The following is a 14,489-nucleotide window of genomic DNA, read 5'->3' as shown; positions in this document are numbered from 1 at the left end:
AAGCGAATCAAGCACAAAACGCTTGGTTAAGTGCGGAACCGCTCTTGTATGCGGCTTGGAGACAGGCGACCACGAAAATTAACTTGCGATTAGGAGGACAAGTTCCTTCTTCCTTTGGGAAATTCCCAGAGTCAGAGCGAGTCGCAGCGAAAGTTCAAAATGCCAACACTAAGAACTTGGATGTTGTACCAATTTGGGAGAGCCAAGTGGAGGTTTCATCGCATTTTGAACCCCCGTCCCTTTAGGGCTGGGGTGGCTTCAGGCAATGGCTGGAAAATCATCGCCAAAAGACCTGAATTTTACCCAAAAGATATTGTCATATACGATCGGGAGGTCTGCGCTACGATGTCGCTATTTTCGGCCTGCCCGTAGGCGAACGCATTTGTATAAACGATAACAAGCCTTCTGGATTGGTGATGAGCTATGCAGTGAATCTGAGCCGGGATGAAGGTTTGGGGGAAGTCAGCGTCACCATCGACGAAAACCGATAATTTTCCACATCTACCATTTGCTTTCCATACGACGCCTCATGTCAGCTTCGGGAATTAATAAATCCACAAACCTTTGTAAATTATTAGCTAATTTTGCACTAAGAGTATCTTCCACTAAAATGAGGAGCGGATCAGCCTATACGTAACGATTATGCGAGTAGTAGCCCTAGTTCCTGGCGGGATTGGCGACCAGATTCTGTTTTTTCCGACCCTGGACGACCTGAAGCGTAACTATCCGGAAGCCGACATTGACGTGGTTGTGGAACCTCGGTCTAGGGGCGCGTACCGGGTATGCAGGTCAGTTAGCGAAACGATTCCCTACGACTTCAAAGATCGCAACAGTTTAGCAGATTGGGGCAACATACTGGGTACGATTCGCGATCGCGAGTACGATGTAGCCCTTTGCTTGGAAAAAAGTTGGCAAGTAAGTCTATTGCTTTGGATGACGGGAATTCCCAAGCGAGTTGGCTACAGCGCCGTCGGCACAACTTTTCTCACCGACTCCGTTCCCCTCAAAACCGAGCAGTACGCTGCTTGGATGTACCACGACCTGCTGCAAGGATTGGGTATTAGCACGCCTTGTCCCGACTTAACGATCAACTTACCAAAACAAGACATTCAGTGGGCAGAAGCCGAACAAAAACGTTTGGGAATCAACGAAAGCGGTTACATCCTCATCGACCCAGGTGCCAGCCAAATGTCACAAGACAAGGGTATTGACAATATCTACCCAGTCAGAAACTGGCAGCAGATTATTCAAGAATGCCAGCAACGTCAACCGGATATGCCGATCGTGCTAGTTCAAGGATCGGAAGATATCCAGTTTGTCAGCCAGCTGTTGCAATCTTCCTCTCATCTCAAGGTAACCGCACCGGGGGATATCGGCAAATTGGCCGCAACGATCGCCGGTGCCAATTTGATACTTTGTACCGATAGTACACCGATGCACTTGGCTGTTGCAGTTCAAACTTATACCATTGCCTTGTTTGGCCCCACAGACCCGAAAAAATTGCTGCCCCAGAGCGATCGCGTTCTCGGCATCAAATCCCCCACAGGCAAAATGGCAGATATCTCGCCAAAAGAAGTTCTACAAAAAGTTTGGGGTGGGTGAAATCTACACCAACCTCAACATTTGTTGACAAATTGTGCGCTGGCTGAGCAATTTTAGATTTTAGATTGAGATTAGCGATCGCCCGATCGTCTAAAGTCCAAAACCAAACACCGAGAAAATCTTGAATCCCAAATCCCAAATCCCAAATCTAAAATCTGCTAAACCAGCCGTATTTCTAGATCGAGATGGCGTCCTCAATATCGAGGCAGGTTACATTCACAACGTAGAAGACCTGCATCTCATACCGGGTGTGGCTGAAGCCGTGCGTCGCTTAAACGATCGACAAATATTTTGCTGTCTGGTTTCTAACCAGTCTGGCCCAGCACGGGGCTATTACCCGATCGACCATGTAGAAGCATTGCACCGCCGCCTTTGCCAGCTGTTAGCAACTGAAGCTGGGGCAAAATTAGATGCCCTCTATTACTGCCCCTATCTCAGTCCGCCTGAAGGCGGAACGAATCGAGAATTTACCCGGTGGAGTAGCTGGCGCAAACCGAATACCGGTATGCTGGTGGCAGCTGCTTGGGAACATGACCTAGATTTAAGCCAGAGTTTCGTCGTCGGCGACAAAGCAACCGACGTGGATATGGCTCACAATGCTGGCTGCTGCGGGATTTTGGTGCAAACGGGATTTGGGGAAAGCGTCTTGGGGGGCAAGTACCAGCACCACACCAAACCGGATTATGTGGCGACAGACTTGGCAAGGGCGGTTGATTGGATTTTGCAACAGATGGGTAAGTTAGAAGTAGAGCGATCGTCAAAGCTAGAAGATGAACATCACGCTAAACAACCCCAAAGCCAAAATCGGGCCTCAAGGTACTTGGACTATTACAGCGGCTAGAAGCACCGATGAAAGACCTTATTCCGGTACAGTGCAAATCCATCCTATGGGTAAGATTTACACCCTATCCTGGTTGACTACGTTGGGTGATTACTCAGGGTTGGCGTTTTTTGAGTCCGGTCATCTTTTTGCGGCTTCTAGCTTGGATAACACCTACGGCGTTTCGCTTTATAAAATTAATGGCGACGGTACTCTAGATTGCAGGTGGATTACCCCTGCCAACAACGGTGCGATCGACACCGAAAAAGCTGTCGGCGGCACACCCAACCAATTGGAAGGTTCTTACCAAGTCAGGGGAAGTATTGCCAAACTTGGCAATTATGAAGGCACCCTGAATATTACTAAGTCGAGCGATACTTATCAAATTTTGTGGTCAATGGGAGTTGAATATCAGGGTGTTGGCTTGCGTGTGGGTGATTGGTTGGTTGTTGGCTGGGGAGAGGGCAATGTGTACTGTCTTGATTACGAAATTCAGGGTGATTTAGCCCAAGGTCGCTGGGCCTATCTGGGTAAATCAACTTTGGGTGTGGAAACTCTACAAAGAATTTGTTGAGTTTTTTGTGCTAATTCAACAAGTCGAACAAGCCATCATCCAGTTCGTAGCCGAACATCTGAGCCATTGACTTTAAGCGCGATCGACTTTCCACTCCACGATTTTTCATCCAATCCGTTAAGACAAATAACTTTGCCATCACGAAGATTTCTAAGGCTTCTGGATTGTACTGGATGCCATCTTTGCGGCTGAACTGGTGCGGCACCAGCATCGCTGCGTAGCGGGCTAGTTCGCCTGCTTTCCAATCCAATAAAAACGGCAACCAGGGATAGCGAGCGTCCAGTCTGACAAACCACAGCCGCACTTCCGGAATTTCTGAGAGCTCTCGCGGATCTGTTTCTTCGCGGGTGTAGTCAATCTCAAAGTGCAACTGCTGTTCGCTAGATGCGATCGCCCCTTCTTGCAGTAATTTTTCAATAACCCTTTCGGCAGGGGAGAGATCCAAGTTGTTGAGATAGTCCGAGTTGACAGCGATCGCAATAGTCATTGAACAATCTTTTTATTTAAGCTAAAGTGGTAATGAGTTTATTTTAATGGAGAAAAGCTTGCAAACACCAAATTTGCCAAGCCTGCAAACTTCTCCGGGGCGGTAGCTGGGAATATGTTACTGTGACGTTTGGCGATCGCGCTAAATGCCAGCAGATGCAGTAAACCTAGTTCCTACCTATCCCGAATGCCCTAACCCGGAAGATAGTACCGAAGTTAAAATCTAAACATATTAGAAACTTAGCAATAGAAATCAAGAGACTTAACTATGGAAAATGAAGTGATTCGGCGAGAATCGGAGCAAGGTTCCACTCAGATTGCTACTAAGCCAATCCGTTCTTTAGAAGATGCCCTAGAAAAATGTCAAGCAATGGGAATGCGCTTGAGCCGTCAGCGTCGATTTATATTAGAATTGCTTTGGCAAGCGCAAGAACACCTATCTGCCCGCGAAATTTATAACCGCCTCAATTTGCTGGGTAAAAATATCGGTCATACTTCTGTTTATCAAAACTTGGAAGCCCTATCGGCACAAGGAATTATAGAGTGTGTTGAGCGCTCGGACGGTCGTCTGTACGGTAATATCAGCGATTCTCACAGCCACGTCAATTGTATGGATACAAATCAAATCTTGGATGTGTACGTAGAACTTCCTGAAGAGTTGCTCAAGCAAATTGAGCAACAAACGGGAGTGAAAATTACCGATTACAGCATTAATTTTTACGGTTATCGCATAGGGGAAGCAAAATCAAACCAGCAATAGTTATTAGCATATCGCTAATCCTTAATGATTATTTTTTCATAAAAATTAATCATTAGGCACTAGCAATTTATATGCAATCCGCTGCCATAAACCCTTCGCTCTCCCGTACTTAGTGTGATAAATTTTGCTAATCAATTTGCCGGTTGGCTTGAGCAGAGGGAAACTCAAGGGTCTAAAACTAATAAGTTAGATTTTGTACCTCTACGAAAGCTATAACGCTTGTATGACAGGCTTTCCAAAGCATTCATTACATTTTATTATCACTTCAAGTACGGAAGAGCCCAATTAGGGGCTAGAGCGCCAGTCCAGTAAAAGAGGTTGACAAAACAAATAAGGTGTGTATTTCTATAGAAACCTCGGCGACGGCGTTGCATTTGGATAGAAAAATTGTTGCCGATGGCGATCGATTGTCGCCCAAATGCTAATGCCTCCGGCACGCTACGCGAACGCCCCTACATAACAGATATTTCGTTATTTTTGTCAACCACTTTTACTGGACTGGCGCTCTAGGGGGCGCAGGGGCGCGGAAGAATAAATCTTTTCCTTTACCCTCTCCCCTCTCCCCTGTTCCCTCTTCCCTAGCCCCTTTACAAAAACATAGTTTCATCATTACCATCCATACCGCTTTGATTGGGGTCGTCAGTTGCTCCTTCGCTACGCTCAATCAGAAGTAGAGTCGAGTCAGCATCATCAGTTTGATTGACTATGATGTTTTTAGCAATCGTTGGTGTTTGCCTGGTGCTGCTTTCCAGAGAAGCGAGAGCTTGCTGACAAGCTGTATACTGTTGTAAAGAAAAGAGGGCACCACTTTTTTCCGCCAAATCTTTAGCAGCTTCATCCAACTGAGCCTCAAACAAACAAGCATTAGTAAGACTGGCTAACTGGAGATTTGCGCCCAAGAGATTGGCACCTGTCAAATTAGCTCCTTCCAGCTTAGCGGCAGAAAGATTGGTACCGGAAAGATTAGCATCCGTAAGATTTGTCCAAGATAAGTTAGTTTCCTGAAGATTTGCGCCAGCAAAATTGACACCCGCTAACTCAGCGCCAAAGAAATTTGTTTTCCAGAAGTTAGCCCCTGGCAAAACAACATCATTTAAACAAGTTTTAGATAAATTCAAGTACATCAAACTGCCTCTCGATCGCGCCCAGAAAGTATCTGGCGATAAAACCGCCGTGCGACCGATTAAAGTAAGCAATCGATCGGCATCGAATTCTTCTGTAACTTGTGCTTCCCCACAAGGAGAAAAAGGAATTTGTGCTTCTCGGTGACAAGCACACAGCAACTGAAAAAGATTGAGTCCCACAACTGCATCAATTTGCAAAACATTGAGGGGATTGCCCAAAGATTGTAACCCAGAGCGTGCTGTATGAGCCAACCCTTCATCTAACCATCGCCCTCGACAGTAAGCAGTCCAGAAACTGTTGAGCCGTTCTAACAAAATAGCGAAAGAAAACGATGTGCGATCGCGTGCTTCTTCTCGCCGCAGACGCTCAACGATCATTTCTTCAATTTCAGCCGAAAGTATGCCGTAACCCAATAAACTATAAATCTGTTGAGCGACGCGAGAAGGCGAGTCGATCGCAAAGATAACTTCCCCGTAAGCATCCGCCACTCTGCAAGCCAAAGATTTCAACTTTTCGGCTAAAGCTTCGGCGCAAAAATATTCTCCCAACTTGGCATGAAAAAAAGAAAGTTTGGCGGAATGGGAAAGGGAGGCAGAAAAATTGTTCACCACATGGCCTGCTTTGCTGCGATCGCATCTGCGAAAGTAAAAAGCAGGTAAGCCGGAAATAGCAGCACCCTCCGAAAATTCGCTCGCCAAACGGGTAGAAACGGCGCTTTCCGTGCAGCAGTTACGACCGCTTTGCAGTAAAATCAGAGCCGCGACTTGCATTTGTTGGCGAACTTGTTGGACAGACCGACCCTCCAGCAAAGATGCGATCGCTTCTGGAGTGCGACCGCTATTGGGCAAACCTTCTCGAACGGAAATCGACAGGCTATCGCTAGCTGAGATGCCGTCCCATGTTTCTCCCAATAACCACCGGCAAAGTCGATCGTAAATTTCAAACCTGATTTGAGAACCCCGCAAGGGAAAGATCCTTTCATCCAGTCGCCCGCAGCGATACAAAATCCCCAAGATCAGAAGCGTTAGGGGTTGATGCACGAGAACCGTCAAATCCTTAACTTCCGGTAATTGGCGAAAAACGCCACTCTGCTTGAGGAAGTTAAAGTAAGATTGGGCGATCGATTTCGGTTGGAGTTTAGACCAATTCTTGAACCACTGTTTGAGTTGCTCCTGATCTAAAGGTTGGATCGCCATTACCCGGAATGAAGCTGGCAGACTGTAAGCTAAGTGACTGAATAACTCGGAACGGCAAGTTATGACAATTTTGTGGCGCGGGCGTCCGGATGCCCCAGCATATCGCAGCTGAAAGTTTAGCACGCGATCGAGAAACGCAGAAAATTGTCGCTCAACACTAGGGGCGCGGGGCAATTCCTCCAGCCCGTCCAGAATCAACAAACAAGGAGGGTGTAAAGGTGATAGCCAACCATCGGCACAGGTAAATTTTGCCCCCTCCAAGGCACTATCCAGCGTTTCTTCCAGAGTTTTGCCCAAAGTCGCGTCTCGCAGCCGAATAAATACGGGCATCCAGGAAGGGTAACTTTCTTGGGCTATTTTCGTTGCCCATATTTGGCAGAAACTGGTTTTGCCAGCTCCGGTGTCACCCGTGATGACGGCGACGCTTTCTGGAGATGACAGTTGATTGGTTGCCCATTCCATTAAATCGACTGGTGTGGTCGGGGAGGAAACGGAGAATTGGGCTGGGGGGGAGGGGAAAGTCGGAGTTCGCCATTCTACCCTTCTTCTGGTTTCTCCTTTTTCAACTGGTAATACCTTGAGAGGGATATATAAATCTTTAAGGGCAAACAGTTCTCCCAATATCGGTTCGCTAAGGGCTTGCATGAGATTGGCCCGATAGTTTTCCCGGTTGAGATCGATGAGGTTAGGCGTAGCGCCCGCAGATAGCGCCTGTTCCCAAGCTGACGCGGGAGGGGAGTTTTCGGCTTCTAGCGCTACAGTATCGTCATCGCTGAGAATTTGATTGGCCAAGCTGTTGTTGCTTAAGTTACCCAGGCGGACAAATCTCTGCAATTGAGCTAAAGGCAGCGCATTTTCGGCTACTACGGCTAACAAATAGCCTGGGAGGGCATGAACCAAACGCTGTACGATCGATTTGGCAGCAATTTCATCAACGCCGTTGCTGACAAACCAAGCGCTCGTCAAATTATTCATCTGCCCGACCAGCAAAGATTCGCCGATGGAAGAAAGCGCCTGTTCGGCTTGGGTGTCGGAAAGTCTCCCCGGTCTTAGGGTTTTCAGCAGTGCTTGCAGCTGGGGGTCGGTCAGGGCGATCGATCTACTCGGATCTGCCGTGTCGTAAGTTGGTATATTAGCCCGCTCTATCCAGGCTCTTTTGAGTGCGAATTCTTGTTCTAAAACTTTTTGGAAAGACTTGACATAGGCAATTTGAAAAGCTATCCAGGTTCCTTCGTTGCGTTTGAGCGGTTTCTTGCGGCTCAAAATTCGCAGCAGTTCAACACTGAGATGGGAAACTGGCCGGATGTATTGCCATAGAACATCTAACGGCAGTTCCAAAAGTTCTGCTAACGGACTGATATCAAAAGGCGTCAGGCTTTTGACTTCCATATCCCGAACAATGCGGAAGGCAACGCCTGCGGTTTGGGCTCCTGCGACGTGTAGCTGAGCAATTATAATATTGTGTTCCGTCAGCCACTGCCTAATGCTTAAGCTCATCTCACCTCTACAGCTACTCTGAAACGGCTCCCTATGGTCATTATCAGCCAAGTTTTTGGGTGGGAACGATCGGGATCTGGCTGTTTTATGTGGTGACTGGTCGCTAACATATGTTAAAACGCATGAAAAAAGACGATTTGCCAAGAGGCGATTGTTTGTTTGTTAACTTAATACCTAACATCTACCACTTATTAGTTACCAATTTAGGAAGATTGCTTACAACATTAGTCACCAATACCCTGCCATTTGTTAACAATTGAACCACCATGAGCGATCTGGCGAAACCAGTTTTGAACTTCAGCCCGAAAGGCCCACTCCACATCCTGCTAATTGACGATGACCCCATCTTCCGTGCCGGTTTGCGGGTTGTTCTGGGTCAGTTTCCCGACCTGCAAGCTATCGCCGAAGCGCAGTCAGCACCGGATGCTTTGCAGATTCTCCAAAACGATCGGCCCTCCGTCGATTTGGTAATTTTAGATTTAGGCTTGGGTCGCCTACCTGGGGCGGAAATCTCTGGGTTAGAACTTTGTCAGCAGCTAAAAACTTTTTACCCCGAATTGCCGATTTTAGTATTGAGTTCATTTTTAGAGCCGCTCTTGCTGGCAGCAGCACGACAGTTGGGTGTGGAGGGTTATTGCCCCAAAGGATATCCTGTTTCGGAATTGGTAGATACTATTCGTCAGGTGGCGGCTGGTGAAGCCTATTGGCCTCCGGAAATTATGAAAGCTTCTGTCCCAAGAACAACAAATCCCCCATCAGAATCTCAAACAGGTTTGCTGCCAACTCTGTTGAGTAATATTCGCTTGTCTGGACTGCGCCAGATAGAAGCTGCCCTGGCTGAGGTGACCGAGGAATTGCAAAAGGGTAGATTGTCTGTGCTAGACCGAGCTATCCTGGCTGGAAGGCAGCGCGAACTCAGGGCATCCCGCTGGTTGGTAAATAAGCTCTTAGGACAATCTGTGCCGATCGCATCTATGACGCCGATCGACATTGCGCGGGCAAGCAGAGGAGCAGAGGAGCAGAGAGACAGAAGACCAGAGGAGTTCTTTGACTCCAATCTCATTCCTCATTCCTCAAAACGCTCTCATTCTCTGACAAACAGGCGATCGCAGCTGTTTGAGAATACTTACGCCTCCATCCAATATAGCTTGCAAAACCTTACTAACGTGCCTTTGGAAACCGATATTTTCCGAGAGCAAAAAAAGCGGGAATTGCTGGTTTTGGTTTTGCAAAAGTTAGATGATTTATTAGAGGATCTGCGCTTTTCCCAAGTTCAGCCGAGTCAACTTCCCGAACTGCGATCGGCTATCTTACACGATTTTTGGCAGAATGCAACCGCAGATTTTTTTGGTAAATACTACACCCTGCGCGTGCAAGGCCGGGATTTAGAAGTTGTTAATATTATATGGCAAGATTACGAACTTGTCCAGACGGAAATTTTGGATAAAATACCGTTGGTTGTGGATTTATTTTCTCATCTGATCTTTGACACGCCTCTGATAATTGATAATGCTTCTTACTCTGTGGGAACGCCGGAAGCAATGGCAAGGGCAGAATTACTGTTGCAAAATTTAATTATACAAGTTAGCAATGCCATTGTCCAGCCGCTGTTGAATCATTTTGCCGATGTAGAGGCAATTAAGCAGAATTTTTATGACCGAAAACTCATTTCTACCAGAGAAATCGAACGCTTCCGGAACGATTTGTCTTGGAAATATAACTTAGAAAAGTATGTGGGCGCTCCTACAGCTATTTTTGAAAGCAGGTATCATTTATTCGTTTTTAACGGTATGGGGATTAAGAAAGTTTCTATTTATGCTTCCCGCGTTGCGGAATTAAGACAACTTTCCCGGCTACAATTAGCAGTGACATTGGCGTTAGAAACAAGAGATGCGATCGCACCTCGTTTGCGTGCAGTTGTTGCCTTTGTCGGTAGCGGCGTTGTTTACGTGCTGACTCAGGTAATAGGACGAGGGATCGGCTTAATTGGGCGCGGAATTCTAGAAGGGATCGGTAATTCTTTGCAAGAAAGTCGGGTAGGAAAAAATGACGATCGCAAGTAGGGCGGGCATTGCCCACCCTACAACCTATACTAAATTGGGATCTTCGCCCAACTCTCGTAAGCGGGCAGCTAAACGTTCGGCACGTTGACGTTCAGCTTCAGCTTGCTGTTGGGCAGCTTCGGCACGTTCGCGTTCGGCTTCAGCTTGTTGCTGGGCAGCTTCAGCTTGTTGTTGGGCAACTTCAGCTTGTTGTTGGGCAACTTCAGCTTGTTGCTGGGCAACTTCAGCTTGTTGCTGGGCGGCTTCCTCCGGTAAAAGGACAAGATTGCCTTCCGAATCGTAAAAACGCAGCCAGATGGCAGTTTCCCGGTCTATTGTTCCCTGCCAAGTTCCTAACCAAAAGTTTAGCGTTTCGCACCACAGCCAACCTTGCTCATTTGAGATCGATCGCTCATAACGCAGGTTAGTATCTAAGCGCCAACCTTGCAACGAGGAGGGATCGAACGGGTCGTAAACGAAATAATCTCGCGTTCTAAATATCCGTTCGTAAATATCTTTTTTACGTCCGGTGTCAACTTCAGCAGTCGAAGATGACATCAGTTCCACGATGACATCTGGGTAACGACCTTCTTCTTCCCAGACTACCCAGCCTTGGCGTTCTCGCGTACCGTCAACATCAAGTACGGCAAAGAAATCAGGCCCGCGAAAGTCGCGGTTACGCGCTTGTGTGCTGCTGTAATAAATAAACATATTGCCGCCTGTGTAGAAGTCGTGGCGATCGCGCCATGCTTGTTGGAGCGATCGAATCAACACATTCATGGCAATACGGTGGCGGTTGCTCTCCAATGGTTCACCATCATCAAATATTAAGTCAGTGGGCGGCATGGGAGGTTCCCAAGTATCAACCACTGATGTTTCTGGCAGTATTTCTTTCGTCGCCTCAACTGACATAGCACTATCCTAATTTTGGTGAGTGCGTCACTCGATTTTGGATTTTGGATTTTGGATTTTGGATTGGCTCCGCTTAAAAGGACGAAGCTCCTAATCTGGAAAAATTTTTTGATAATTCCACTTAAATGGGAGGCTTGGAACCCCTTTTTTTCGCTCAATATATTTATGTTAGCAAAATACTAGGATTTTCAAACATCGATATTTTTATATTTTTGATCTATGATATTCCGTTTTAGTAACGGTAATAATATTAATTGAGATATCGTGACAGATGGCCTGGTTATCAAACGAGACACGGAATTTTGATGGTGCGTTACGCTAAAGCTAACGCACCCTACTAACTGTCACCGTTTCCCAACCGCAACAGGTTCGCTCACACCCAAGCGTTTAAACATCGCTTCTCGCGCCTGCATTGCCAAGTTATCATCGAGAGGTGATAAAGACACAGAAGTTTGATATTTTTGTTGCAAAGCAGTTTGAATTAACCAATCTGCTAAAAACGGATTCTTCGGTAAAACTGGGCCATGCGAATAGGTAGCGATCGCATTTCGATAAAATGCGCCTTCCATCCCATCCTCACCATTATTACCGTAACCGCTTATCACTTTTCCCAGCGCTTCTACTTTTCCTAAATAAGTTCTACCGCCGTGATTTTCAAATCCAATTATCACCGCAGGTTTACCTAACATCGCTTCTAATTCTTTCGCCAAACGCGATGCAGTTATCTCAAAAACCACATTGCCAATACAGCGCCGCGCATCTATTCCCGGATGTTTGCTGACAAAATCAAATAATCCCAAACCTTCTATTCTTTGACCGAGTGCCGGTTCGTAATAATGACCCAAAAGTTGCGGTGCGCCGCAGGTAAACACGCCGGGGATACCAGCTTCTATTATCTGACGTACTGCTTCGGCTTTCTTCCCTTGCAAATCGCGCATGACGATTTCTTGCTGTCTGTCTTGTGCGCCACCACCAACTAATAAATCGATTTTGCGAAAGTCTGCTGCGGTTGATTGCAAGTCCAGAGGTAACACTTCTACATTGTAGCCTCGCCATTGAGCGCGTTGCTGCAAACAGATGACGTTACCGCGATCGCCATAGGTACTCATCAGTGTAGGATATAACCAGCCGATCGTTAATTGTTTATCGTTCATTGTTGATTGTTGATTATTGATTGTTGACTATTGATTATTTCTTCCCCCGCTCCCCCACTCTGCCATTCCCCATTAGGGGCAAGTTGTCAAGGGATTGCCACATTGGTCGATGCGTGCTATCCACCCTTGCAGTTGCTGATAGCTAACATAAGCCCATTCTCCGTTACAACTTAATAGTTTTACTTCCCGATTAGATGGTATTCTACCTAAAATTCGGCTGCGATTATTGTTACTGGCATAAACGGGAACGCTTCTGGCTTCATAACCGCGAGTAGTCGTACCTAACAAGGAAGCATAAACCCATCCTTTGCCTTGAAATAATGTTGTGCCGCTGTCGCTTTCGGCTTTATTGATTTCCATCCAATTGCCTTGGGAAGCAGTAATATCGACAAACACGGCTAGAGTATTGGTGGGCAATTTTTTAATTACCCGTGCAGAGGAATTAGGCATCGATCGCACATTCAATCCTTGCGGATCTTTATCGATCGTATAAGCATAAACCTGACAATTCCGGCGCGAGTTAACTACTTGCTTTTCTTGATGGTTACTGTGACTGAAAAGTTTAGCAAAATCTGTGTGGTTGGCAGGAATTTGCGCTACTTGCTTGTCTGTCATATCTATAGATACGATGTGGGGATTTTGCCACCCGAAAATACTCCCCAACAGCATATGGAAAAACAGGGAACTTTTCATTCACAAACCTCACAATATTTTACGTCCGGTCAGCAAGCCCCGCACTTCTAACATAGCCGAATAAGTTGGTAGAATATGTAAAGTTTCACCTGATGGGGTGAGAGCGAGTGCAGTGTCGATCGCATCTTGCAAATCTTCCTTAACTATCAACTTGCAGCCATTGTTTTCTTCCTTCTGACTGTAACGCAAACGCAGCGCCATATCATAAACGCGATCGCCACTCACGACGATCGTACCACCGGACGCTACGATTTTTTCTGTGTCCACATCCCAAATCCAAGATACATCCGTACCGTCAGGCGTTCTGTCATTCAAGACCATCAATGTTGTGGACGCACTACCACCACGTTTGATATCATTAACCGTGCGGATAGTTTCGTTCATCCCCACCGGATTTTTCGATAACAAAATCCGTACCCGTTTGCCATCAACATCTAATTCTTCTGCGCGTCCAAAAGCGGCTTGGAAATTTTTGATGGTATCGCGAATTGTGCCATCGTCTATGTCAAGTTGTTGGGCAACTAAAGTCGCTGCCAATGTGTTATATTTGTTGTAAACTCCGATCAAAATTTGCGGCCATTCTCTGCTATCAATATCCAGTTTGCTCTTCGCAAAACCGCATTTCGGGCAGATAAAATCGCCTTGGTGCGACAGGTAAACGCCGCGATAATCTAGAGAGTGACCGCAACTGGGACAGTAAATCGAATCAACCGCGTGGGGAATTTCATCAAGATAGTATTCCGGTTCGTTTAAGCCAAAAAATAACACGCGCTGGGGCAATTGCTGACCTAAATGAGAAAGAGTTGGATCGTCAGCATTGGCGACAATTATAGTTTCTGGAGATAAAGGTGCGATCGCTTTCTGCCACCGCCGACTGATCGTGTCTACTTCACCATAGCGATCGAGTTGATCTCGAAACAAATTCAAACATAAAATTATGCGCGGCTGACAAGCACTCACAACCAAAGGCAAAATATTTTCATCTATTTCTAGAATTGCGTAATCAGCCGCAAGTTTACCTGCCAAATTGGTATTTTCCAGTAACGCCGTAATCAATCCATTCACCAAATTAGCACCGGTAGCATTGTGCGCCACCCGCCATCCCTGACGTTCCAACATCGTCCGCAACAGCAACGATGTGGTAGTTTTGCCATTCGTACCCGCAATGAAAATAACGCCTTGCTTGACTTGGCTGCACAGCATCGGCAATATTTGAGGCTGAATGCGACTGGCGATCGATCCGGGTAAAACGCTCGCCGCACCCAATCGCAGCAGCTTCACTCCCGCCGTAATTGCGCGTGCAGCTGACACCGCCAAGCTTAATCGCAGTTGATTTACCAGTTGCATTCCCACTTCAACATCCTTAATCTATCGAACATTCCGGCAGCAAAGCCGTGCCTAAGATGTTCTTTACATCTACAAAGCCGCAAAATCCGCCAGGGTTTGCTTTCGTTGACACTCCCCAGCCCTAAAGGGACGGGGATTCTTCATTCATAGACTCAGCTTGCTTGCGACTGGATTACTCCAGCCAAAGTAGCGGCCAAATCTCGTCAATTTCGAGGGTTGTCCCCACAGCCTTGACCGCAATTCAAATCCAAGACTGCCGGCAATTATACCGTACCTGGCTT

Annotated in this window: 11 protein-coding genes and 1 pseudogene; 6 read left to right on the top strand and 6 right to left on the bottom strand. The window is 46.6% G+C overall.

Annotation, left to right across the window (positions count from 1 at the left end; translation table 11 throughout):
• From H6G03_RS16075 to H6G03_RS16060, 4 genes and pseudogenes are all read left to right on the top strand, one after another.
• A partial coding sequence (locus tag H6G03_RS16075) for a hypothetical protein (protein WP_190464960.1) occupies positions 1-245 on the top strand: 245 nt, incomplete at its 5' end.
• 397 nt (positions 246-642) lie between these two features.
• Complete coding sequence (locus H6G03_RS16070) at positions 643-1,602, top strand: glycosyltransferase family 9 protein (RefSeq protein ID WP_190465394.1); 960 nt, start codon at positions 643-645, stop codon at positions 1,600-1,602.
• Between the two features lie 139 nt (positions 1,603-1,741).
• Positions 1,742-2,335 (top strand): annotated as a pseudogene (locus H6G03_RS16065) (D-glycero-alpha-D-manno-heptose-1,7-bisphosphate 7-phosphatase); the annotation flags it as partial.
• 37 nt (positions 2,336-2,372) lie between these two features.
• Positions 2,373-2,996 (top strand): hypothetical protein, encoded by a 624-nt coding sequence (locus H6G03_RS16060; RefSeq protein ID WP_190465392.1) that lies wholly within the window; start codon positions 2,373-2,375, stop codon positions 2,994-2,996.
• Between the two features lie 10 nt (positions 2,997-3,006).
• Here H6G03_RS16060 and H6G03_RS16055 read toward each other — a convergent pair whose 3' ends face one another.
• Complete coding sequence (locus H6G03_RS16055) at positions 3,007-3,483, bottom strand: CRR6 family NdhI maturation factor (protein ID WP_190465390.1); 477 nt, start codon at positions 3,481-3,483, stop codon at positions 3,007-3,009.
• A gap of 267 nt (positions 3,484-3,750) precedes the next feature.
• Between H6G03_RS16055 and H6G03_RS16050 the strand changes: the two genes are divergently transcribed.
• Positions 3,751-4,242 (top strand): Fur family transcriptional regulator, encoded by a 492-nt coding sequence (locus H6G03_RS16050; RefSeq protein ID WP_190465388.1) that lies wholly within the window; start codon positions 3,751-3,753, stop codon positions 4,240-4,242.
• A gap of 587 nt (positions 4,243-4,829) precedes the next feature.
• Here H6G03_RS16050 and H6G03_RS16045 read toward each other — a convergent pair.
• Positions 4,830-8,060 (bottom strand): NACHT domain-containing protein, encoded by a 3,231-nt coding sequence (locus H6G03_RS16045; protein WP_190465386.1) that lies wholly within the window; start codon positions 8,058-8,060, stop codon positions 4,830-4,832.
• Positions 8,061-8,326: 266 nt separating this feature from the next.
• On the opposite strand from H6G03_RS16045, the gene H6G03_RS16040 reads away from it, so the two are divergent.
• The gene (locus H6G03_RS16040) at positions 8,327-10,123 is read left to right on the top strand and encodes a DUF3685 domain-containing protein (protein ID WP_190465384.1); all 1,797 of its coding nucleotides are present in this window, start codon (positions 8,327-8,329) and stop codon (positions 10,121-10,123) included.
• 24 nt (positions 10,124-10,147) lie between these two features.
• Here the strand turns inward: H6G03_RS16040 and H6G03_RS16035 are convergent, their stop codons facing one another.
• The 4 genes from H6G03_RS16035 to H6G03_RS16020 form a co-directional block, all read right to left on the bottom strand.
• Positions 10,148-11,014: a Uma2 family endonuclease gene (locus tag H6G03_RS16035; RefSeq protein WP_190465382.1), complete on the bottom strand. Its 867-nt coding sequence runs from the start codon at positions 11,012-11,014 to the stop codon at positions 10,148-10,150.
• Between the two features lie 344 nt (positions 11,015-11,358).
• Positions 11,359-12,168 (bottom strand): type 1 glutamine amidotransferase, encoded by an 810-nt coding sequence (locus H6G03_RS16030; protein WP_190465380.1) that lies wholly within the window; start codon positions 12,166-12,168, stop codon positions 11,359-11,361.
• Between the two features lie 72 nt (positions 12,169-12,240).
• Positions 12,241-12,861: an SH3 domain-containing protein gene (locus H6G03_RS16025; protein ID WP_190465378.1), complete on the bottom strand. Its 621-nt coding sequence runs from the start codon at positions 12,859-12,861 to the stop codon at positions 12,241-12,243.
• Between the two features lie 9 nt (positions 12,862-12,870).
• Complete coding sequence (locus H6G03_RS16020; RefSeq protein ID WP_190465376.1) at positions 12,871-14,208, bottom strand: Mur ligase family protein; 1,338 nt, start codon at positions 14,206-14,208, stop codon at positions 12,871-12,873.
• Between the last annotated feature and the right edge of the window lie 281 nt (positions 14,209-14,489).

Source organism: Aerosakkonema funiforme FACHB-1375, from assembly GCF_014696265.1.
Taxonomy (GTDB): domain Bacteria; phylum Cyanobacteriota; class Cyanobacteriia; order Cyanobacteriales; family Aerosakkonemataceae; genus Aerosakkonema; species Aerosakkonema funiforme_A.
Note: the sequence above shows the minus strand (reverse complement) of the source record. Positions and strands in the feature narration are given on the sequence as shown.

Bases quoted from the DNA above. Each gene is read 5' to 3' on its own strand.
- H6G03_RS16030 (WP_190465380.1), bottom strand. From the start codon at position 12,168: ATGAACGATAAACAATTAACGATCGGCTGGTTATATCCTACACTGATG.
- H6G03_RS16040 (WP_190465384.1), top strand. From the start codon at position 8,327: ATGAGCGATCTGGCGAAACCAGTTTTGAACTTCAGCCCGAAAGGCCCA.
- H6G03_RS16070 (WP_190465394.1), top strand. From the start codon at position 643: ATGCGAGTAGTAGCCCTAGTTCCTGGCGGGATTGGCGACCAGATTCTG.
- H6G03_RS16055 (WP_190465390.1), bottom strand. From the start codon at position 3,483: ATGACTATTGCGATCGCTGTCAACTCGGACTATCTCAACAACTTGGAT.
- H6G03_RS16060 (WP_190465392.1), top strand. From the start codon at position 2,373: ATGAACATCACGCTAAACAACCCCAAAGCCAAAATCGGGCCTCAAGGT.
- H6G03_RS16025 (WP_190465378.1), bottom strand. From the start codon at position 12,861: ATGAAAAGTTCCCTGTTTTTCCATATGCTGTTGGGGAGTATTTTCGGG.
- H6G03_RS16050 (WP_190465388.1), top strand. From the start codon at position 3,751: ATGGAAAATGAAGTGATTCGGCGAGAATCGGAGCAAGGTTCCACTCAG.
- H6G03_RS16035 (WP_190465382.1), bottom strand. From the start codon at position 11,014: ATGTCAGTTGAGGCGACGAAAGAAATACTGCCAGAAACATCAGTGGTT.
- H6G03_RS16020 (WP_190465376.1), bottom strand. From the start codon at position 14,208: ATGCAACTGGTAAATCAACTGCGATTAAGCTTGGCGGTGTCAGCTGCA.
- H6G03_RS16045 (WP_190465386.1), bottom strand. From the start codon at position 8,060: ATGAGCTTAAGCATTAGGCAGTGGCTGACGGAACACAATATTATAATT.